This is a genomic window from Clostridium mediterraneense (assembly GCF_900091705.1).
Taxonomy (GTDB): Bacteria; Bacillota; Clostridia; order Clostridiales; family Clostridiaceae; genus Sarcina; species Sarcina mediterraneense.
Genome location: NZ_LT594785.1, coordinates 1,722,665 through 1,744,173, shown reverse-complemented (window position 1 = coordinate 1,744,173; position 21,509 = coordinate 1,722,665). Strand labels below are relative to the sequence as shown.

Below are 21,509 nucleotides of genomic sequence, written 5' to 3'. Positions count from 1 at the left end.
TTTGTAATAAGGTGTATAAAATATTAAAATTTAAATATAAGAAATTTATACTTCTAAAGGGGGCGTGTTTTATGAAAAAAAACTCAGAAAGTATTTTAGAATTAGCATTAGAATTTATATTAGAAGTAATAGATGCTATATTTGAAATTTTTGATTAAAGCTAAATTTAAAATATACAAAAGAATATTATTTATTTTACTTTCTGATAATATTGTATCTATTTGTGTTTAGATTTTTATAAAATAAAGATAATTATAAAATAGTATCTAAAAATAATTGGAAAGTTTATCGTATTAATATATAGAATGATTTGTAATTTTTTCAATAAAATATTAATATTTATTATGGATAAATTATACAATGATTAAGTGTAAATTAAGTATGGCTTAAATGGAGGCGTAATAATGATAGATACTAAAGTGGAAGAAATTATAAATAAAGAAATATTATTAGAGGAAAAAGATGAACAGTCTAAAGAGTTAATAGTTAATTTGGATGAGAAAAATTTTTTTAATGAATTAAAGAAATCATTAAATAGATGTAAAAGCTTTTATTTTAGTGTAGCATTTATTAATTTTTCGGGATTACAATTATTACTTGAAGATCTAAGAGAAGCTGAAAGAAATAATATAAAAGGACAAATAATAACATCAACATATTTAAATTTTACAGATCCTTCAGCTTTAGAGAGGCTTACTAAATTTTCAAATTTAGAACTTAAGATATTTATTGCAGATAAAAAAAGAGGTTTTCATACAAAAGCTTATATATTTGAATATGAAGATTATTATAAAATTTATATAGGTTCATCTAATATTACTCAATCGGCCTTAAGGAGTAATGAGGAATGGAATGTCAAAATAATTTCTAAAAAGGATGAGAAGTTTTCTGTTTCTATAATACAAGAATATAAGAGACTTTTAGATGAAACAATTTATGTTGATGATAAATTTTTAAATCAATATAGAAAAATAATTAGTGAAATAAATAAGTATAATAAAAATATTAAGAAAATTTTATTAAAAGAAAATTTTGAGGAAATAAAGCCTAATCTAATGCAAAAGAAAGCTATTGAAAATTTAAAAAGATTAAGAAAGTATGGAGGAAAAAGAAGTTTAGTAATCGCAGCGACTGGTACAGGAAAGACTTATATGTCAGCATTTGATGTTAGAGAATTTAACCCTAAAAGAATTTTATTTATAGTTCATAGAGAAGATATACTAAGAAAAGCTATGCATAACTATTATAAAATAATAGTAGATAAGAAATTAGGATTATTTACAGGGAATATAAAAGAGAGAAATTCAGATTATATTTTTTCTACTATACAAACTATTTCAAGATATTATAAAGATTTTAATAAAGAATATTTTGATTACATAGTTATAGACGAGGCACATCATGCAGCAGCTGAAACTTATACTAGAGTAATAAACTATTTTAAGCCTAAGTTTTTATTAGGGATGACTGCAACTCCTGAAAGAAGTCAAGGACAGGATATATTTAGTATATTTGATAATAATATAGCTTTAGAAGTTAGATTAAGTGAAGCTTTAGAGGAAGAATTAGTAGTTCCATTTCATTATTTTGGGATAACTGATATATCAGGGGTGGACTTAAGTGATGTTGATTTAAATAATATATCTGAAGTTACAAAGAGACTAAGAGTAAATGAGAGAGTAGATTATATAATAGAAAAGATAAATTTTTATGGTCATGATGGAGATGTGCTTAAAGCTGTTGGATTTTGCGTATCGGTAGAACATGCAGAATATATGGAGAGAGAATTTAATAAAAGAGGAATAAAGAGTGTAGCATTAAGTTCAAAAGATTCTGTTGAAAGAAGAGCAGAATTTATAAAGAAGTTAGAAGATGAGAATGATGATTTAAAAGTTATATTTACAGTTGATTTATTTAATGAAGGTGTAGATATACCATCAATAAATATGGTTTTAATGCTTAGACCTACAAATTCTTCAATTATATTTATACAACAATTAGGAAGAGGGCTAAGAAAAAGTTACGGAAAAGAATTTCTAACTGTTTTAGATTTTATAGGTAATCATAATAAGGTATTTTTAATAGCAATAGCTTTAAATGGAGCAAGATATTATGATAAAGATAGTTTAAAAGTTTCTATTGCTACTGATTTTGCTAATATACCAGGATGTACTTATATACAAATGGATAGAGTAGCTAAAGAGAGAATATTAGAACAAATTGATAGTGAGAATTTTAATTCTATAAAATATATAAAAGAAGAATATAATGAATTTAAAAAGATGAATTCAGGAGTTGTACCAAAATTATTAGTAGATTATTTAAAATTTGAAGGGGCTGCAAATCCTATAAAATTTATGAGAATAAATAATAATAAGAGTAAAACATATTTAGGATTTTTAGAGAAAGTTGGAGAGGATATAGCGGAGATAAAGTTTCTAGAAAATGAAGAATTTACAAAGATACTTAAAGATTTATCAGGACAATTACCTTTAAAGAGACCTTTTGAATTTATAATTTTGAGATATTTAATTTTAAATAAATGTGCTAATTTAGAAGAATTAAATAATGAAATATTAAAGTATATAGAATCAGTTGGTTTAGATACAATTAGACATTCAATAGAATGTCTATTAGGAAAGTATTATGATACTACTCAGCTTAAAAATAAAATTATACTTATAAGAGAAGAGGAAAATAGATATTATTTAACAAAAGAGTTTTTAGAAGTTTTAGAAAAAATAGAGTTTAAAATTTATATAGAAGATTGTATAAATTACGGATTATTAAGGTATGAAAAGGAATTTGGTGAAAAAGATTATGGCATTCCTTTCTTTAAATTATATAATCAATATCAAATGATTGATGCTGCAATACTTTCTAATTATAGAAAAACTCATAGTTCTTTTAGAGGGAGTGGACTACTAACTAATAATAATGAGTGGTTTTTATTTATAGATCTTCATAAGGAGGAAGATATAAAAGAGAGTATAAATTATAAGGATAAATTTATAAATAGGGAAGTATTTCAGTGGCAAAGTCCTAATAGCACATCATTATCATCAGAAAGAGGAAGGAAGTTAATTAACAATGTAGAAAGTAATATAAAGTTACATTTATTTGTTAGAAAGTATAAGGAAATTGATAAAAAAGTTGAACCTTATATTTATATTGGTAAGGGTGATGTAATTAAATATGAAGGTGAAAAGCCAATAACTTTAGAGTTAAAATTAAGAAATAAAATACCAATAAAATTATATACAGAATTTAATAAGAAAATTTAGAAATAAGATAATAGGCATGTACACTTACAAGTGTACATGCCTATTATTTTATAAGTTGTTTTACAGCTGGTATATCAGCTGGTGCCCAATTTAGAGATTCTAAGTAATCTTTTTCTAACCAAATTAATTTAGCATGTTCGTTAGCTATAGGTGTACCAGATATTAGTACACATTTAATTGTTAGTAAATTAATTATAAAATTATCATATTCATAAGTAGTATCATTAAAAATTTTATTATCACAAGATATAGTACAATTTAATTCTTCACTAATTTCTCTTATTATTGCATCTGCAGGAGTCTCACCAGCTTCAATTTTACCTCCAGGAAATTCCCAAAAGCCTCCTAAACTCATGTTTTTTGCTCTAAGAGCACATAGTATTTCATTTTTTTCATTTTCTATTATAGCCGCTACTACTTTTAATTTTTTTTTCATAAGATGCTCCTTAAAATAATATATTTATAAAATTCTTATTTTTATATTAGCATTTATAAAATTTTCTGCAAGTAAATACTGAGATAATATTAAGATATTCAAGTAATAAATCTTATCTTAAATGGAAATAATAATCTATATTGGGAGTTTTAAATATATTTAGTGACTTTATCATTTTGATAAAATATTTAAGAAATATTCTTTTTTATTTTTTCATATAAATAAAGATAATCACTTTTTATTTAAGCTCTATATATTAATAATAAATACTTTATGAAAGGAATTTTAACTTTGAATACATTTTTAGAATATACCTTATATTTTTTTATATATGCTTTTTTAGGGTGGGTTTGTGAAGTTATATATTGTTATATATTAGATAGGAAGCTTGTAAATAGGGGGATGTTAAAGGGACCGATATGCCCTATTTATGGAGTTGGTTCTATTTTTATAATTACTTTACTTAAAGATTTTAAGCAACATGTATTGGTAGTATTTATATTAGGCTTATTAATAACATCAGTAATTGAATATTTTTCTTCATTTATATTAGAAAAAGCATTTCAGGCGAAATGGTGGGATTATAGCGAAAATTCTTTGAATATTAACGGTAGAGTATGTATGCAAAATTCTATATTATTTGGTATAATGTCGGTTGGACTCATAAAATTTATACATCCCCAAATTTCCAATATTATAAATATCAGTTCATTAGATATAATATATCTAGCGGTTACTTTTTTAGTAACAATATTTATGATTGATTTGTTAGGTAGTGTGTCTACTTTATTGAATTTGAACGGTATATTAAAGGAAATTAAGCAAAATTTTTTAGAATTTAAAGCCTTAGATGTAACTTCACAAGAAGTTACAGATATAGATATAAAAAAAGCCATAGAAAAAACAAATATCAAAAAGACTTTAAGAAAAGAAAATGGAGACGAACTTATTAGAAATATCTTAGAAAAATTTAAGGAATCTAATAAAGAAAAAAGACTATTTACAGCTTTCCCTAACATAAAGCATAGAAAATATAATGATGAGCTAAGTAAATTAAAGCAATTTTTATTTCGCATAAGGAAAAAATAAATATTTTTTATGTATGGAGACTGTGTAGTAAGGAGATGTGTTATTTTGGAATTTAAAATAGGAATAGATGCAGGTTCAACTACAGTTAAGTTACTTGTATTAAATGAAAATAATGATATTGTCTATAAAAGCTATAGAAGACATTACTCTAAAATAAGAGAAGTTATTTTAGAAGAGTTTGAAAATATAAAGGATATAGTAAGTGATAATAAGATTAGTCTTGCTATTACAGGTTCAGCTGGATATGGAATATCTAAAGAAACAGATATAATATTTGTTCAAGAGGTTTTTGCAAGTACTCTTGGAATTAAGAGAACTATAAAAGATGTAGATGTAGCTATTGAGCTAGGTGGAGAAGATGCAAAGATAATTTTCTTAAGCGATGGATTTGAAGAAAGAATGAATTCAAGCTGTGCTGGGGGTACAGGAGCATTTATAGATCAAATGGCTCATCTTATGAATATAACAAATCAAGAACTTGATGATTTAAGTCTTGAACATACAATGATATATCCTATAGCATCAAGATGTGGAGTTTTCGCAAAATCAGATGTTCAACCTCTTTTAAATCAAGGAGCAAAAAAATCAGATATATCAGCAAGTATATTCCAATCAGTAGTAGACCAAACTGTTGGTGGACTTGCGCAAGGTAGAGAAATCAAGGGGAAAGTTCTTTTCTTAGGAGGACCTCTTTATTTCTATAAGGGACTTCGTGAAAGATTTAGAAAAACTCTAAAGCTTGATGAAACAACAGGTATTCTTCCTGAAAATGCAGAAGTATTTGTTGCGCTTGGAGCAGCAATATATTCACAAGAAGATAAAAAGAGATATACTTTTAATGAAATAGTAGACTTAATATCTGATAAATCAAGATTAATTAAGAATACTCATGTTTTACCTTCATTATTTGAAAGTGAAGAAGATTATGAAAAATTCAAAGAAAGACATGCAAGAGCAAAAGTTGAATTTAAGGATATAAATGAATATGAAGGTGATGTGTATCTAGGAATAGATGCAGGTTCAACTACTACTAAAGTAGTACTTATTAATGATCAGAAAGATATAATTTATACTTACTATTCATCAAATAAGGGAAATCCTGTTAAAGTAATAGAAGATCAATTAAAAGTTATCTATGATTTATGTGGAGATAATAAAAAAATAAAATCTTCAACAGTAACAGGATATGGAGAAGAACTTATTAAATCAGCCTTTGGAATTGATTTTGGTATAGTTGAAACTATGGCTCATTTCAAAGCTGGTAAACATTTTAATCCAAAAGTTGATTTTATTTTAGATATTGGTGGACAAGATATAAAATGTTTCAATATTAAAAATGGAATAATAAATAATATTATGCTAAATGAAGCTTGTTCTTCAGGCTGTGGTTCATTTATTGAAAGTTTTGCAGGACAAATGGGATATGACGTTAAAGATTTTGCAAAGATGGCTCTTTTTGCAAAGAATGTTGTTGATTTAGGTTCTAAATGTACTGTATTTATGAATTCATCTGTTAAACAAGCACAAAAAGATGGAGCATCAATTGAAGATATATCAGCAGGACTATCAATAAGTGTAGTTAAAAATGCTTTATATAAAGTTATAAGAATTAAGGATGCAAAAGAACTAGGAGAAAATGTCTTAGTTCAAGGTGGAACTATGTATAATGATGCTATTTTAAGAAGTTTTGAGATGGAGCTTGGTAGAGATGTTGTAAGACCAAATATTTCAGGACTTATGGGAGCTTATGGGGCAGCACTTTATGCAATGGAAAGAGCAAAAGATGAATCTAGCATTATAAGTAGAGAAAAATTAGAAAGTTTCACACATACATCAAGAACAGTTAGATGTGGTCTTTGTGGTAACAAGTGCAATATGACAGTTAACATATTCCAAGATAATAAGAGATTTTTATCAGGGAATAGATGTAAAAAGCCTGAAGGCAAAAAACATATTGATGAAGTAATGAGTATTTATGATTATAAATATAAGAAAATAAGAAAGCTTCAAGGTAATGAAGGTAGCAGAGGTAAAATAGGAATACCACTTGTTTTAAATATGTATGAAATGTTACCATTTTGGTATAGTTTCTTTGAAAGTTTAGGTATAGAAGTTGTTCTTACAGATGCTTCTTCAAGAAAACTATATAGAAAAGGTCAACATACAATTCCTTCAGATACAGTATGTTATCCAGCAAAGATATCTCATGGACATATTGAAAATTTATTAGAAAAAGGTGTACAAACTATATTCTATCCTTGTATGAGCTATAATGTGGAAGAAAAATTAGCAGATAACTGCTATAACTGCCCTGTAGTTGCATATTACCCTGAGTTATTAAAGGCAAATATTAAAGCTTTAAATAATCCAGATATAAAGTTCATGATGCCATATTTAACAGTAAATAACTCTAAGGTTTTAGCTAAAGCTTTATTAAGTGAGTTTAAAGATATGTTTGGTGGTATAAGCAAAAAAGAAATAAAAGTTGCTCTAGAAAAAGCATATAAAGATTATGATGAATATAGAGAAGATATAAAGAATGAAGGAAGAAAGTATATACAACATGCAAGAGAACAAGGTAAAAAGATAATAGTTCTAGCAGGTAGACCATATCATATAGATCCAGAAATAAACCATGGTATAGATAGAGCTATGTGTGAACTTGGAACTGTTGTTATAAGTGAAGATTGTATAGCAAGTATGGATAATAGACCAGATCTTAATATTCTTAATCAGTGGACATATCAAGCAAGATTATATAGTGCTGCTGATGCTATAGGAAATGAAGATGATATGTATCTAATTCAATTAGTATCATTTGGTTGTGGTACTGATGCTATAACTACAGATGAGGTTAGAGACATAATAGAAAGAAAGAATAAGATATATACTCAAATTAAGATTGATGAAACTAGCAATCTTGGAGCAGCTAAAATAAGAATTAGAAGTTTACTTGAAACTCTTGATACAGATAAGGGAGGTGTAAAATAAAAAAATAAGAAATTATTTTTTTATGATTATTATGGATGAAATGAAAAGAAGATATCCTGAATTTACTAAGGAAATGAAAAAAGATTACACTATAGTAGCACCTACTATGTTACCAATACATTTTAAGATGTTAAGTAGATTACTAAAAGATTATGGATATAATTTAGAATTTTATGAAACAGAGCCTGCAACTGCTTTAAGACAAGGATTACTTACAGTTCATAATGATATTTGTTATCCAGCAATGATGGTTATTGGACAACTTATACATGGACTTAAAGATGGAAAATATGATCCAAATAAAACAGCACTTATTTTAAGTCAAACAGGAGGTGGATGTAGAGCATCTAATTATATTCACCTTTTAAGAAAGGCTTTAAATAGTACAGGCTTTGGTCATGTACCTGTTATATCATTAAATGCTTCAGGAATTGAGAGTCATTCAGGCTTTAAATTACCACCAACTTTATTATTAAAGCTTGTTTATGTAATGTTCTATGGTGATTGCATGATGTTTATAGGTAATCAATGCAGAAGTTATGAAGTAAACAAAGGTGATACTGATAAAGTTATAGAAAAGTGGACTAAAGAAATTTCTATGAGAGCTAAAGGATCACGTGTATTTAAATCAAGTAAGATTTATAGAGAAATGCTAGAAGACTTTGCTAAAATAAAGTTAAATAAAGAAGTAGAAAAAACTAAAGTAGGTATAGTTGGAGAAATTTATATGAAATATTCTCCACTTGGAAATAATAAATTAGAAGAATTTCTGATAGAAGAAGATTGTGAAGTAGTTATGTCAGGAATATGTGATTTCTTTATGTATTGTCTTGTAAATTCAGAAATAGACAATAAACTATATGGAATGCATAAATATAGTCACGGAGTTGTAAATATAGGATATAAATTCTTATATAAACAACAAAAGACAATGATAAAGGCTATAAAGGAGCATGGAGTATTTAATGCTCCAGCACCTTTTGAAGAAGTTAGAGAATATGCTAGGGAATATATAAATGAAGGTGTAAAAATGGGTGAAGGATGGCTTATGACTGCTGAAATGGTAGATCTTATTAAGTCAGGTGTTACAAATATAGTTTGTGCACAGCCTTTTGGATGTTTACCTAATCATATAGTTGGTAGAGGTATGGTTAGAAAAATAATGGATAATTATAAAGAAGCTAATATAGTTTCAGTTGATTATGATCCTTCATCAACTAAGGTAAACCAAGAAAATAGAATAAAACTTATGTTATCAAACGCAAAAATGGCAAAGTTTATACATGAGTAATAAAAAAAGGATCCCTATTTTATTAGGAGATCCTTTTTATTTTATAAATAAAGATATTCCAATTGCTATTAAAATAAATCCACCAATTATTTCAGCAAGTTTACTATTGATTTTACTACCAATAAGTCCACCAAGTATTACTGCAATAAAACAAAGAACTACAGTAATTGTACCTATTATAGTAGAGCATATAACAATTCTAACATTTAGAAAAGCTAGACTTACACCAAGTGCTAATGCATCTATACTTGTAAGTAATCCAAGAGGGATTATTTCTTTTAAAGATAAAGATGGACTAATATTAGTATCAGAATCATTTTTTAATGCTTCATATATTATATTAATTCCAAGTATGATTAAAATTAATGCAGGTATAAATTTATATTTATTTAATATAGGTAAGAGCATACTTCCCATAAACCATCCAGCTATAGTCATTCCTCCTTGAAACATTCCAAATATTAAGCCTATTTCTGTGCTAGCTTTTATATGTAATTTTTTTAGTGATATTCCCTTTGCAAGAGCTACAGCAAACGCATCTAATGCTAGAATAACTCCTAATATACTTATAGAACAGTAACCCATAAAAATCTCCTTTAAATAATAAAATATTGTATATATAAAAATATTCTTTTGAAGCAAAATATATGTATAGTTTAGTAGCTTTACTTAATACGTATTCACTTATTATGAGTTTTAATTTATAATTAGTTTATAAGTAAACTAATATTGGAGGGAAAGATGAAAATAAAAGAAGAAGAGAGACATGATTACATAATATCTTTTAGGAAAGTAAAAAAGTTTTATAAAAAGTTTATAGATAATGAAATGAAAAAATTTGATTTATCACAAAATGAAATAGAAATTATAACATATTTAAATAGGAATCCAGAAAAAAATACTGCTAAGGATATAGTAGAGTATCTAGGAATATCTAAAGGAATGATTTCTAGAAATATAGATATACTTCTTAGCAAAGGAATTATAGAGCCTAAAAAAGATAATATTGATAAAAGAATAATAAGACTTTATATAACTAAGGAATCAGAAGAACTTATAAATGAAATAGAAGAATCTATTTTTAATTTTCTTGGTAGTTTATTAGAAAATATAGAAGAAGAAAAGTTTAAAATTTTTAAAGAAGTTCTAAATTCACTAACAAATAATCTAGAAGAATTAGAAAAAAAATAGAGATTTCTTTATAAAAAGTATATATAATATATCTATTAGATACTTTATACAGTTTTACATATTTATAAATTTATTAGTTATAAAGTATATTAAATATAATTAGTGGTAATTACTATGTTATAGGTAAATTGATTATGGGGGAGATTTGCTAAGATTAAATTTTTTTTGGAGGCACTATATGAAATACTTAAAATTCTTATTAATTTTTATACCTATAAACATAATTTGTTTATTTATGAAAGTATCACCTACAATAGTATTTATAACATCAGCACTTTCAATAATTCCGCTTGCAGGGCTTATTGGAGAAGCAACAGAAGAATTAGCTATATATACTGGGCCTAAAGTTGGAGGTTTTTTAAATGCAACTTTTGGTAATGCAACAGAACTTATAATTTCAATATTCGCTTTAAAAGCTGGCCTTTTTGAAGTTGTTAAATCATCTCTTGCAGGATCAATTATAGGAAATACTCTTCTAGTACTAGGACTTAGTATGTTATGTGGAGGAATAAAATTTAAAACCCAAAAATTTAATAAAAAAGTTAGTGATATAACTTCAAGTATGCTGTTATTTGCAGTTATAGGTTTATGTATACCAGCAATATTTATGCATACACTTAATCCAGAACTTTTAAATACAAAATATGAATATATAAGTGTTATAGTAGCAGTAATTATGTTTGTAATATACTTATTTAGTTTATTATTTACATTCTTTACACATAAAGATGTTTTTGCACCAGTTATAAAGGAAGAAGATTTAAGAGAAACTAAAGAAGAAGAGGTGGCTAAATGGTCACTTACTACAACTATAATAATACTTTTAGTAGTAACAATTTGTATAGCTATAGAAAGTGAAATCTTAGTTGATGCTGTAAAACCTATGACAGAGTCTCTAGGACTTAGTGAATTCTTTGTAGGTATAATAGTTATTCCTATTATAGGTAATGCTGCAGAACACTCAACAGCTGTTATTATGGCTATGAAGAATAAGATGGATATAGCTACTGAAATAGCTTTAGGTTCAAGTTTACAAATTATTTTATTTGTAGCACCTGTTACAGTGTTTATAAGTTTATTATTTAAACCTATGAGTATTATATTTAATCCATTTGAACTTGTATCTCTTATTGCATCAGTAGTAATTGCTAATAAAGTAGCTATTGATGGTGAATCAAACTGGTTAGAGGGATTATTATTAATAGCAATATATATTATATTAGCAGTTGCTTTTTATGTTTTATAATTTAGAAAAAGCTTGTCTTGTAAAAGACAGCTTTTTTTTATTTTAATTTATATTAACATTATTTTTTATTAGATTGGGTAAGATAATTTAAGGAATTCAGAAAGAAGGGATAAAATGAAAATTTCTCATAAGAATGCCTATGATAAAATTGGAAGATTTTTAATGTGTTATCCATGTAATTTTAAAGTTAAAAATAAAGATGTAGATTATGAAAAGATGTATAGGCAATATAATAATTTTATAAATCTTCTTTGTGACGAGGGGGCAGACCTACATTTTTTAACTCCTATATATGGTGCTAATCAAGTATTTGTAAGAGATGTTGGATTTATTATAGATGATATATTATTTATATCTAAGATGGGTAAGAAAGACAGAATTGATGAAACTAAGGCATTAGAAGAGTATATAAAAGGTGAAAATAATATTCATAGTTATAAAATGCAAAACTATATAGAAGGTGGAGATGTAATTATTCATAATGAATTTATTTTTGTTGGAATAAGTAAAAGAACAGGCTATGAGGCAGCTAAAGAGTTGCAAGATTATTTAACAAAGAATAATAAAAATTATAAGGTTGTTACTATAAATTTTAATTGTGATATAATGCTTCATCTAGATTGTGTTTTTAATATTTTAAATAAAGATAGTTGTATATTATCAAAATATATTTATAATACTGAAGAAATTGAGTCACGGATAAAAAATTGTTATTACATAGATGATAAGACAACTAGAGAGCTTGGAACAAATTTAATATCACTTGGAGATAATAGATTATTTATCTCTAATAAAACTGTTTATGGTATTTTAAGTAATAGAGCTTTTAAATGTTTCTATATAGATTTCTCTGAAATATTAAAAGCGGGAGGGGGACTAACTTGTAGTACTTTACCTATATATAGGGAATAATTAACATAATTTTTTAAAGTCTTTGTTAAAATAGTATCTAAATTGAAAAATGAAAAAAAATGTTTATAATTATATTTATAAAGCTTGCATATGAATAGGTGGGAGAAACATATGAAAAATAGGATAATAGAAACAAAAGATTATAAGATGAGAGATCTTAAAAAGGTAGAGGAAATAAGTAGGAATGTTGATACTAGAGAAAAAGAGTTCTTTGACTTCTTTAAAAATATAGAAGAAGTAGAAAGAGATAAAAAATATCTTGCTGATAATAAAGAAGAAAAGAGATATCTAGTTATACTAAATATGAATGAAGAAAATGAAAAAGTTTATGATTGTTCTACTAATAAAGACACTGCTTTCAAGATTTACAATGATATGGAAGATGAAGTTGATAGATGCATTGTAGTTGCAGATATATTCTATAAAGACGTTATGGGTGTCACATTTATAGAAAAATATAAGGTTCTAGAATGCTTAGAGTGTTATAATAAGGTTTGCCCTATAATAGACTAAAAGTTTTAAATAAACTTTAATATAAAAAAGGAGCTAAATCAAATTAAAAATAAGTTTTGATATAGCTCCTATATATTAAATTTTTTAGACTATAAATTTAGCTTAATCCCAATACTTATCTGAACTATTATCATTTATAATTTCTCCAGACTTTATTTCAACTATTCTTGTTGAAACAAGTTTGGCAAAGCTCATATCATGAGTTATTATTATTATCCCAATATCGTTTGAGAGATTTTTTATTAAATTAGCAACTTCTTTAGTTGTTTTGGGATCTAATGCAGAAGTTGGTTCATCAAAACAAATATAATTAGGATTTAATATTAAAGCTCTAGCGATTGCTGCTCTTTGTTTTTGTCCTCCAGAAAGTTCATATGGATAGCTATCCTTTTTATCTTCTATTCCAAGCTCGGATAGAAGAGGTAGCGCTTTTTTTATAGCTTCAGCCTTATTTATGTTCATAGCATAAATAGGTGCTTCTATTATATTATCCATTATTGTCATATGAGGAAAAAGGTTAAAGTTTTGAAATACAAGACTTACATTTTTCCTGATTTTAGCCAGTTCTTTGTTAGAACAGTAAACACCATCCTTTACTAAATAATTATTATCTATTTTAATAGTTCCAGATTCACATTTCTCAAGACCTGTTATAGCTCTTATAAGAGTTGTTTTACCAGCTCCAGATGTTCCAATTACACTAAGTATATCCCCTTTTTGAATAGTAAGATTAATATTTTTTAGAGCAATTGTATTTTTAAAACTTTTATTCAAATTCTTTATTTCTAACATATAAAAAGCCCCCTAATTATAATAATTATATTTTTTTTCAAGTTTATTAAATACAATAGTAAGAATAGCTATTATTATAAGATAAATAGCTCCAGCTACAAATAGTGGTAGAAGAGAAGCATCTCTATTACTAGCTATTTTACCAGCTCTTAAAAGTTCCCCAAGACCTACTACATATACTAGTGAAGTATCTTTTACAAGCGTTATTACTTCATTTGCAATAGCAGGCAATACCTTTCTAAACATTTGAGGCATAATAATTCTTGTGAGTGTATGTGATTTTGAAAATCCTAGAATTTCACTTGCTTCTATTTGCCCCTTATCAACATCATTTATACCAGCTCTAAATATTTCCCCAAAATAAGCTGCATAATTAAGTACAAAAGCTAAAATAGCTGCTGGAAATCTATCGAAATTAATACCGAGTAAAGGTAGTCCAAAAAATATAATAACAAGTTGAAGTAATAAAGGAGTTCCTCTCATTATCCAAATATAAATTCCACTAAGCCAATTTATTATTTTTATACTAGAGATTCTGCAAAGAGCAGTTAATATTCCAAGAGGTATTGAAAATAATAGTGTAATTGCAAAAACCTTAAGGGTTATTATAAGACCTTCAATCATAGAAGGCATTAGTGTAGCTATATATTCCATAAAATTAACTCCTTTATTTTTTTATTTAAACCATTTATTTTTTATTTCATCAAATTCTCCATTAGATTTCATTTCATTTAATGTTGAATTTAATTCTTCTAAAAGTTTAGTATCATCTTTTCGAAGGCCTACGCAATATTCTTCATCACCAAGATTATCTTTTAAAATTTTATAATCTTCAGGATTTTTTTGTCCTATATAATATCTAGCTAAAATTTCATCAGCTACTAAAGCATCAACTCTTCCAGCTTCTAGATCCATAAAAGCTTCATTGAAAGTGTCAAATAAAATAGGCTGTCCATTTTTTAGACCTTCTATTAGGCCAGCTGTTTTTTCCATAGCTTCAAGAGAACTAGATGCAGTTTGGGTAGCAACAATTCTTCCTTTTAAATCATCTATAGTATTAATATCAGAATCTTTTAAAGTAATAATAGCTTGTGTATTTTTAAAGTAAGCATCTGTAAAAGCTACTTTTTCTTCTCTTGCAGGAGTTTTAGTATATCCATTCCAAATAGCATCTATAGTTTTATTATTTAGTTCACTTTCTTTCATATCCCAGTTTATTGGCTGAAATTTAACTTTATACCCCATTTTTGAAAAAGCTTTTTTAGCAACATCAACATCAAATCCAACAATTTCTCCATTTTCATCTTTAAATCCCATAGGAACGAAAGTATCATCAAGTCCAACTGTTATTGTCTTTTCTTGTTTTTGAGTTTCTTTAGAAGCTTTAGTATCTTTAGAAAAAATATTAGAAGAAAATAATAAAATAGCTCCGATAATTATAGCAGCAACAAGTACTAATAAAGGTTTAAATAAAGCTTTCATAAAAATACCCCCTAATTGGTAAAATTTTATAATTTAGTTATTTAATACTTTAACACGTTAAAGTATCAGGAGTCAATAGTCCCTTAAAATAAAAATAAAGTAATTAGTTTATAAAAAATAACTGTAATAATAAATAGATATGTGATAATAATTAATATATGACGAATATACGAAAAAGGAGAATAAAATTTTTGAGTTTTTATAAAGAGATAGATTTAAATAATATAGAAATTATTTCTGTACTTAGTGAAAATTTATTTTATAATACCCCAGAGAAGAATATTTCTAGAGGGAAGAAGGTACATATTAGAAATAAAAATGTAGAGTTAAATATAGAAAAGAAAAATACACTTATAGAGGTTGAGACTAAAATATTTTCAGAGCAGGGGTTTGGAAGATATAATGTTGACTTTATAATTCAAAGAAATACAAAGAAATTTTTAAAATCACAATGTTCTTGTATAGATTATAAAAAATATTCCTATAAAAAAGATTACCTATGTAAGCATTTAGTTGCAGCGGTATTTCGCTTTTTTGATATATTAGCTAGTAAAAATTATTTTAAGGAAGATAAAAAGGCAGATCAATTATTTTTAGAGATATTTAAGGATAAAGAAACTCATAAAAGAGAAAAAGTAAATCTAGAGACTATTTTAGAATTTAACCTTGATAATATGAGTCCTTATTTTGATTTAAGTTTTAAAATAGGAAAAGACAAGCTTTATATCTTAAAAGATATAAATGAATTTATAAAAGTAAGAAAGACTGAAGAAGATTATCCTTTAGGAAAACAATTTATATATAATATAAAAAATCAATATTTTTCAGAAAAAGCAGAAAATATTATAAGTTTTATAGAAGAACAGTTTGTTTTAACTGAAAGATTTAAAGCTTTATATCCTAGTAGAACTTCAAAAAATATAGGAGTAAAGGGTAAAACAATAAAGTTACCACTTGAAAATATAAAAGCAATCTTAAGATTATTAGATATAGATAATGCAACTATAATTATAAATGGAACTATTATGGATGAGATTAAAATACTATATGAAGATTTACCATTAAATTTTAAGATTAAGGAAGAAGAACAAATAATAATTAGAACAGATGAAGTTTTAACTATCTCAGAAGAATCAAGTGTATTTTTATATGACGGAAATATATATATACCAAGTTATGAGCAGTCAAGGTATTTTACAAAGATTAATAGGATTGTGGAAAGAGAAGGAGATATAAGACTTCCAAAAGATAAAGGAATGGAGTTATTTACTGAAATTATTCCAAGACTTAAGAGTATAAGCTCCAATCTTATTTTAGATGAAAGTATAAAAGAAAAGATTGAAGATGGAGATATTTTTGCTCAGTTCTTTGTTGATAGAGATAGAAAAAATATATTATTAGAAAGTAAGCTATCTTATGGAGAAACAGATATTAATACTAAAACTAATAAATATATAATAAGAGATTTTAATAAGGAAAAAGAAATAAATGATACTTTAAATGATTTAGGATTTATAAAAAACGAAGATTTTTATAAGTTTAATGGACATGATGAAGAGTTATTTGAGTTTTTAAATTCTGGAGTTAAAAAGCTTAAGAAATATGGTGAAGTATTTTATTCTGAAAACTTTAAGAAATATAAAATAGTATCTAAACCAAGTATTAAAGCTGAGATAAAAGAAAAAAGTGATTATTTAGATTTTAATTTTGATATTAGTGGAATAGAGAGTAAACAAGTTTTAGGAATTTTAGAGGCTTTTAAGGATAATAAGAAATTTTATAAGCTTGATGACGATAGTTTCTTAGATTTATCAAATAGAGAACTTTATAATTTTATTTCTCTTTTAGATAATGTAAACTCTATAAAAAATCTTAATGATAAAAATATAAAAATAGAGAAGAATAAAGTATTTTATTTAAATAATTATATAAGTGAAAAGAAACTAGACTTTATAAAGGGAAAAAATTATTTAGAAGATATTTCACAAAAGTTTAAGTCTATAAAGAATATGGAATTTGAAGTTCCTAAAAATCTAAAGGCTAATTTAAGAGAGTATCAGGTAGAAGGATATAAGTGGTTTAAGACACTTAGTCATTACGGATTTGCAGGTATATTAGCAGATGAGATGGGACTTGGTAAGACTATTCAAACAATAAGTTTTATTTTATCTGAACAAGGTAAGAAATCTCTAGTAGTAACTCCTACAGCTCTTATATATAATTGGAAAAGCGAGTTTGAAAAATTTGCTCCAAGTTTAAAAGTAGTGATTTTACATGGAACTAAAAGGGAAAGAGAAAAGATAATAGGTAATATAGATGAGTATGATGTTATTTTAACTACTTATGGGACTTTAAGAAATGATATAGAGAGTTATGAGAATATAAATTTAGATATTATGATTATTGATGAGGCTCAAAATATTAAAAATGTATCAGCAAGAACAACTTTAGCAGTTAAAAATATTAACTCTAAATTGAAATTTGCTTTAACAGGCACTCCAATAGAAAATAATCTTTTAGAGCTCTGGTCAATATTTGATTTTATAATGCCTAATTATCTTTATAGTAGAGCTAAATTTACTGATAAGTTTATAAATACTAATAGTGATTATGATGAACTTAAAAAAGCCATAGAGCCTTTTATTTTAAGAAGAGAGAAAAAGGAAGTAATAAAGGAATTACCAGATAAGATTGATAAAAAATTCTTTGTAGAGCTTTCAAAACAGCAAAAGAAATTATATGCAAGTTATGTTAAAGAACTAAAGAAAGAGATGAGTAGTAAAGATGAAAATAAGACTAAGATAGAAGTTTTTTCATATCTTATGAAGCTTAGACAATTATGCCTTGATCCATCAATAGTTATAGATAATTATGAGGGAGAAAATAGTAAGCTAGATATGGCTTTAGAGCTTATAGAGCAATATGTAAGTGAAGGACATAAGATTTTATTATTCTCACAATTTACAAAGGTACTTGCAGTATTGGAGAAAAATTTAAAAGAAAGAAATATAGATTATTCATATATAGATGGTTCGGTAAAAGCTAGTGATAGATTAGATTTAGTTAATGAATTTAATGAAAGTGAAAATAAAAAGGTATTTCTTATATCTTTAAAAGCTGGGGGAACAGGCTTAAATCTTACAGCAGCTGATATAGTTATACATTTTGACCCTTGGTGGAATCCTGCAGCAGAAAATCAAGCTACTGATAGAGCTCATAGAATAGGACAAAAGAATACAGTTGAAGTTATAAAGCTTATTTCAAAGGGGACAATAGAAGAGAAAATATTAAAATTACAGGAAAGTAAAAAGGATATTATAGATAAGGTTATGACAGGAAACCTAAGTAATGGAGGAATCCTATCAAACCTTTCAGAAGAGGAGCTTATAAATCTATTTGAATATAATTAATTTAAAATAGATTTAAGGCTTTCTATTAGAAGTTTATTTTCAGAAGGTTTCAAGACACAAACTCTAAAGTAATATTCTGAAAGTCCTTCAAAAGAAGCACAATCCCTTATTATTATTTTTTTTGCTATTAATTTTTCATAAAGCTCTCTTGCAGTTAAATCTTTATCTTTAAGTTTACATAAGATAAAGTTACCATAGCTATCAAACACTTTTATTTTAGAAAGAGATTTTAATTCTTTAAGAAGATAATCTCTTTCTTTTTTTATCTTTATTGAAGTATCTTCTATGTATTCATTATCAGAAAACATTATTTCACCCATTAAAGTAGCAAAAATATTTATATTCCAAAGATCTAATTTCTTGCTTATATTATTTAGTATATCTGCATTTGAAGTTAAGCCATAGCCAAGTCTTATACCGGGTGTTGAGAAAAATTTAGAAGTTCCTCTTATTACAAATAATTTTTCAAAATCATCCACAAGAGAAGTACTTGAGAAATAGTTCATATCTGTAAATTCTATATAAGTTTCATCAACCATTACAAATGTGTTTGTATTTTGAAGAAGTTTTTTTAATTCTTCTTTATTAAAAGCAAATCCAGTTGGGTTGTTTGGATTACATATTATTATAAGTTCAAACTTTTCTTTATTTATTTCTTTAATTAAATCATCTACATCTATTTTAAAATCTAATTCTTCTTTTGCAAAATATTTAGATATATCACAAGAAATTTTATTTAATTCTTTTTCATATTCAGAATAAGATGGAGAGAGAAGTAATGCTTTTTTAGGCTCTATAAAAGAAATAAATGATGATATAAGTTCTGTAGCACCACTTCCAAGTAAGATATTCTCTTTTTTACAAAGACAATATGAGCTAATACTTTCTTTTAATTTTTTATATTCAGGGTCAGGATATAAAGATACCATATCTATATTATTTACTATATAATTTTTTGCTTTTTCTGATGAGCCAAAAGGATTTATATTAGAACTGAAATCCATAAGCTCTTCTTTTTTAAATCCATATAATTCACAAAGTTCAAAAATATTTGCACCATGTTTAGTAGTCATGAGCTAACCTCCTAGATAAAATATTAACTTATATAAGTGTAACTCTAATAGTTCTATAAATCAAAAAATATTTAAGAATCTTATTAATAAAGATATATGTTATGTATTAAATTTTTATAAAAATAGAATTTTGAATGACAATAAGAGAAATTAATAGTTATAATAAATATATGTATAGGTTGTATGAAAGGAATTTAAGTTATATGGAGAAAAAATATTTAATGGCTTTAGACCAAGGAACGACAAGTTCTAGAGCTATAATTTTTGATAAAAGTGGTAAAGTAGTTGCATCTGCGCAGCAAGAATTTGAACAAATATATCCAAGAGCTGGATGGGTTGAACATAATCCTATGAAAATCTGGGGAAGTCAAAGTGGTGTTTTAAGAGAAGTAATAGAAAGTAATGGTATAGAGCCAGGAGAAATTGCTGCAATTGGTATTACAAATCAAAGAGAAACAACTATTGTTTGGGATAAAAATACTGGTAGACCTATATATAATGCTATTGTTTGGCAGTGTAGAAGAACAGCTGATATTTGTGAAAAATTAAAAGAAGATGGATATGAAGAAATAATAAAAGAAAAAACAGGACTTATAGTTGATGCATATTTTTCTGGGACAAAAATTAAATGGATTCTTGATAATGTAAAAGGTGCTAGAGAAAAAGCAAAAAGAGGAGAATTATTATTTGGAACAGTTGATACATGGCTTATTTGGAATTTAACTAGAGGTAAAGCTCATGTAACTGATTATAGTAATGCTTCAAGAACTATGATTTTTAATATAAATACTTTAGAGTGGGATAAAGAATTATTAGAAATTCTTGATATACCAATAGAAATGCTTCCAGAGGTAAAATCATCAAGTGAAGTATATGGAACAACAGATGAACATATGCTTGCTGGAGCTGAAATACCAATAGCAGGTTGTGCAGGAGATCAGCATGCTGCTTTATTTGGACAAAATTGTTTTGAAGAAGGTACAGCTAAAAATACTTATGGGACAGGCTGTTTTATGTTGATGAACACTGGAGAAAAAGCAGTAAAATCAAAGAATGGATTACTTACAACAATTGCTTGGGGAGTAGATGGAAAAGTTAAATATGCTTTAGAGGGAAGTATATTTATAGCTGGAGCAGCAATTCAATGGTTAAGAGATGAGCTTAAAATAATTTATGATTCTAAAGAGTCAGAATATCTTGCATGGAGTGTTAAAGATACTGATGGAGTTTATGTAGTTCCAGCATTTACAGGACTTGGAGCACCACATTGGGATATGTATGCTAGAGGTTGTGTTGTTGGTTTAACCAGAGGATCTAATAGAGAACATATAGTTAGAGCAACTCTTGAATCAATAGCCTATCAAACTAAAGATATTTTAGAAGCAATGCAAGAAGATTCAGGGATTGAGCTAATAAGTCTTAAAGTTGATGGTGGAGCTTCAGCTAATAATTTCTTAATGCAATTCCAGTCAGATATTTTAAATATCCCAATAATAAGACCTAGTGTTGTTGAAACAACAGCACTTGGAGCAGCATTTTTAGCTGGACTTGCAGTTGGATTCTATAAAGATAAAAATGAAATAAATAACTCTCTTAAAATAAATAAAAAGTTTAATCCTATAATGAGAGAAGAAAAAAGAAATCTTTTATATAAGGGATGGCTTAAGGCTGTAACTAGAGCTTATGATTGGGCAAGAGAGGATGAAGAGTTTAGGCAAGAACTCAAAAATATAAACAATAGTTGATAGAAAATTTATAAATCTGTATAATTAAGAACGAATAATAATACTGGAGTGATG

At 26.3% G+C, this 21,509-nt stretch carries 17 protein-coding genes; 11 read left to right on the top strand and 6 right to left on the bottom strand.

Features of this window, described 5'->3' with window-relative positions:
• Positions 1-11: 11 nt before the first annotated feature.
• Positions 12-158 (top strand): hypothetical protein, encoded by a 147-nt coding sequence (locus BN8917_RS14565; protein WP_207644768.1) that lies wholly within the window; start codon positions 12-14, stop codon positions 156-158.
• A 246-nt stretch (positions 159-404) separates the two neighbouring features.
• A complete protein-coding gene (locus BN8917_RS10290; protein WP_066874105.1) occupies positions 405-3,284 on the top strand; it encodes a DEAD/DEAH box helicase in 2,880 nt (959 codons plus the stop codon).
• Positions 3,285-3,327: 43 nt separating this feature from the next.
• Here the strand turns inward: BN8917_RS10290 and BN8917_RS10285 are convergent, their stop codons facing one another.
• A complete protein-coding gene (locus BN8917_RS10285) occupies positions 3,328-3,720 on the bottom strand; it encodes a (deoxy)nucleoside triphosphate pyrophosphohydrolase (protein WP_066874102.1) in 393 nt (130 codons plus the stop codon).
• 273 nt (positions 3,721-3,993) lie between these two features.
• On the opposite strand from BN8917_RS10285, the gene BN8917_RS10280 reads away from it, so the two are divergent.
• The 3 genes from BN8917_RS10280 to BN8917_RS14710 are packed head-to-tail and all read left to right on the top strand — an operon-like array spanning position 3,994 to position 9,091.
• Positions 3,994-4,809 carry a putative ABC transporter permease gene (locus BN8917_RS10280; protein WP_066874099.1) on the top strand — a complete coding sequence of 272 codons (816 nt, stop codon included), beginning with the start codon at positions 3,994-3,996 and terminating at the stop codon, positions 4,807-4,809.
• A 45-nt stretch (positions 4,810-4,854) separates the two neighbouring features.
• Positions 4,855-7,800 (top strand): acyl-CoA dehydratase activase-related protein, encoded by a 2,946-nt coding sequence (locus BN8917_RS10275; protein ID WP_084748592.1) that lies wholly within the window; start codon positions 4,855-4,857, stop codon positions 7,798-7,800.
• 22 nt (positions 7,801-7,822) lie between these two features.
• Complete coding sequence (locus BN8917_RS14710) at positions 7,823-9,091, top strand: 2-hydroxyacyl-CoA dehydratase (protein ID WP_265327637.1); 1,269 nt, start codon at positions 7,823-7,825, stop codon at positions 9,089-9,091.
• 36 nt (positions 9,092-9,127) lie between these two features.
• On the opposite strand, the gene BN8917_RS10265 is transcribed toward BN8917_RS14710, so the two are convergent.
• Complete coding sequence (locus BN8917_RS10265; protein ID WP_066874096.1) at positions 9,128-9,676, bottom strand: manganese efflux pump MntP; 549 nt, start codon at positions 9,674-9,676, stop codon at positions 9,128-9,130.
• 156 nt (positions 9,677-9,832) lie between these two features.
• Here BN8917_RS10265 and BN8917_RS10260 point away from each other — a divergent pair, with 156 nt between their 5' ends.
• From BN8917_RS10260 to BN8917_RS10245, 4 genes are all read left to right on the top strand, one after another.
• A complete protein-coding gene (locus BN8917_RS10260; protein ID WP_066874094.1) occupies positions 9,833-10,282 on the top strand; it encodes a MarR family winged helix-turn-helix transcriptional regulator in 450 nt (149 codons plus the stop codon).
• Positions 10,283-10,460: 178 nt separating this feature from the next.
• The gene (gene cax, locus BN8917_RS10255) at positions 10,461-11,528 is read left to right on the top strand and encodes a calcium/proton exchanger (protein ID WP_066874093.1); all 1,068 of its coding nucleotides are present in this window, start codon (positions 10,461-10,463) and stop codon (positions 11,526-11,528) included.
• A gap of 114 nt (positions 11,529-11,642) precedes the next feature.
• Entirely contained in the window at positions 11,643-12,440 is a 798-nt protein-coding gene (locus tag BN8917_RS10250) for a dimethylarginine dimethylaminohydrolase family protein (RefSeq protein ID WP_066874090.1), read from the top strand.
• A 111-nt stretch (positions 12,441-12,551) separates the two neighbouring features.
• Positions 12,552-12,953, top strand: a complete 402-nt coding sequence (locus tag BN8917_RS10245; RefSeq protein ID WP_066874089.1) for a hypothetical protein — start codon at positions 12,552-12,554, stop codon at positions 12,951-12,953.
• A gap of 102 nt (positions 12,954-13,055) precedes the next feature.
• Here the strand turns inward: BN8917_RS10245 and BN8917_RS10240 are convergent, their stop codons facing one another.
• The 3 genes from BN8917_RS10240 to BN8917_RS10230 are packed head-to-tail and all read right to left on the bottom strand — an operon-like array spanning position 13,056 to position 15,227.
• Complete coding sequence (locus BN8917_RS10240) at positions 13,056-13,745, bottom strand: amino acid ABC transporter ATP-binding protein (protein WP_066874087.1); 690 nt, start codon at positions 13,743-13,745, stop codon at positions 13,056-13,058.
• Positions 13,746-13,757: 12 nt separating this feature from the next.
• Positions 13,758-14,399 (bottom strand): amino acid ABC transporter permease, encoded by a 642-nt coding sequence (locus tag BN8917_RS10235; protein ID WP_066874085.1) that lies wholly within the window; start codon positions 14,397-14,399, stop codon positions 13,758-13,760.
• A 21-nt stretch (positions 14,400-14,420) separates the two neighbouring features.
• On the bottom strand, positions 14,421-15,227 hold the full coding sequence (locus BN8917_RS10230) for an amino acid ABC transporter substrate-binding protein (RefSeq protein WP_084748591.1): 807 nt from the start codon (positions 15,225-15,227) through the stop codon (positions 14,421-14,423).
• Positions 15,228-15,418: 191 nt separating this feature from the next.
• Here BN8917_RS10230 and BN8917_RS10225 point away from each other — a divergent pair, with 191 nt between their 5' ends.
• Positions 15,419-18,637, top strand: coding sequence for a DEAD/DEAH box helicase (locus BN8917_RS10225; protein WP_159426738.1), 3,219 nt, complete (start codon positions 15,419-15,421; stop codon positions 18,635-18,637).
• On the opposite strand, the gene BN8917_RS10220 is transcribed toward BN8917_RS10225, so the two are convergent.
• The gene (locus BN8917_RS10220) at positions 18,634-19,710 is read right to left on the bottom strand and encodes a pyridoxal phosphate-dependent aminotransferase (protein ID WP_066874081.1); all 1,077 of its coding nucleotides are present in this window, start codon (positions 19,708-19,710) and stop codon (positions 18,634-18,636) included. The two genes, BN8917_RS10225 and BN8917_RS10220, sit on opposite strands and share 4 nt — an antisense overlap.
• A gap of 203 nt (positions 19,711-19,913) precedes the next feature.
• On the opposite strand from BN8917_RS10220, the gene glpK reads away from it, so the two are divergent.
• Entirely contained in the window at positions 19,914-21,455 is a 1,542-nt protein-coding gene (gene glpK, locus BN8917_RS10215) for a glycerol kinase GlpK (protein WP_066874079.1), read from the top strand.
• The last annotated feature ends 54 nt before the right edge of the window (positions 21,456-21,509 follow it).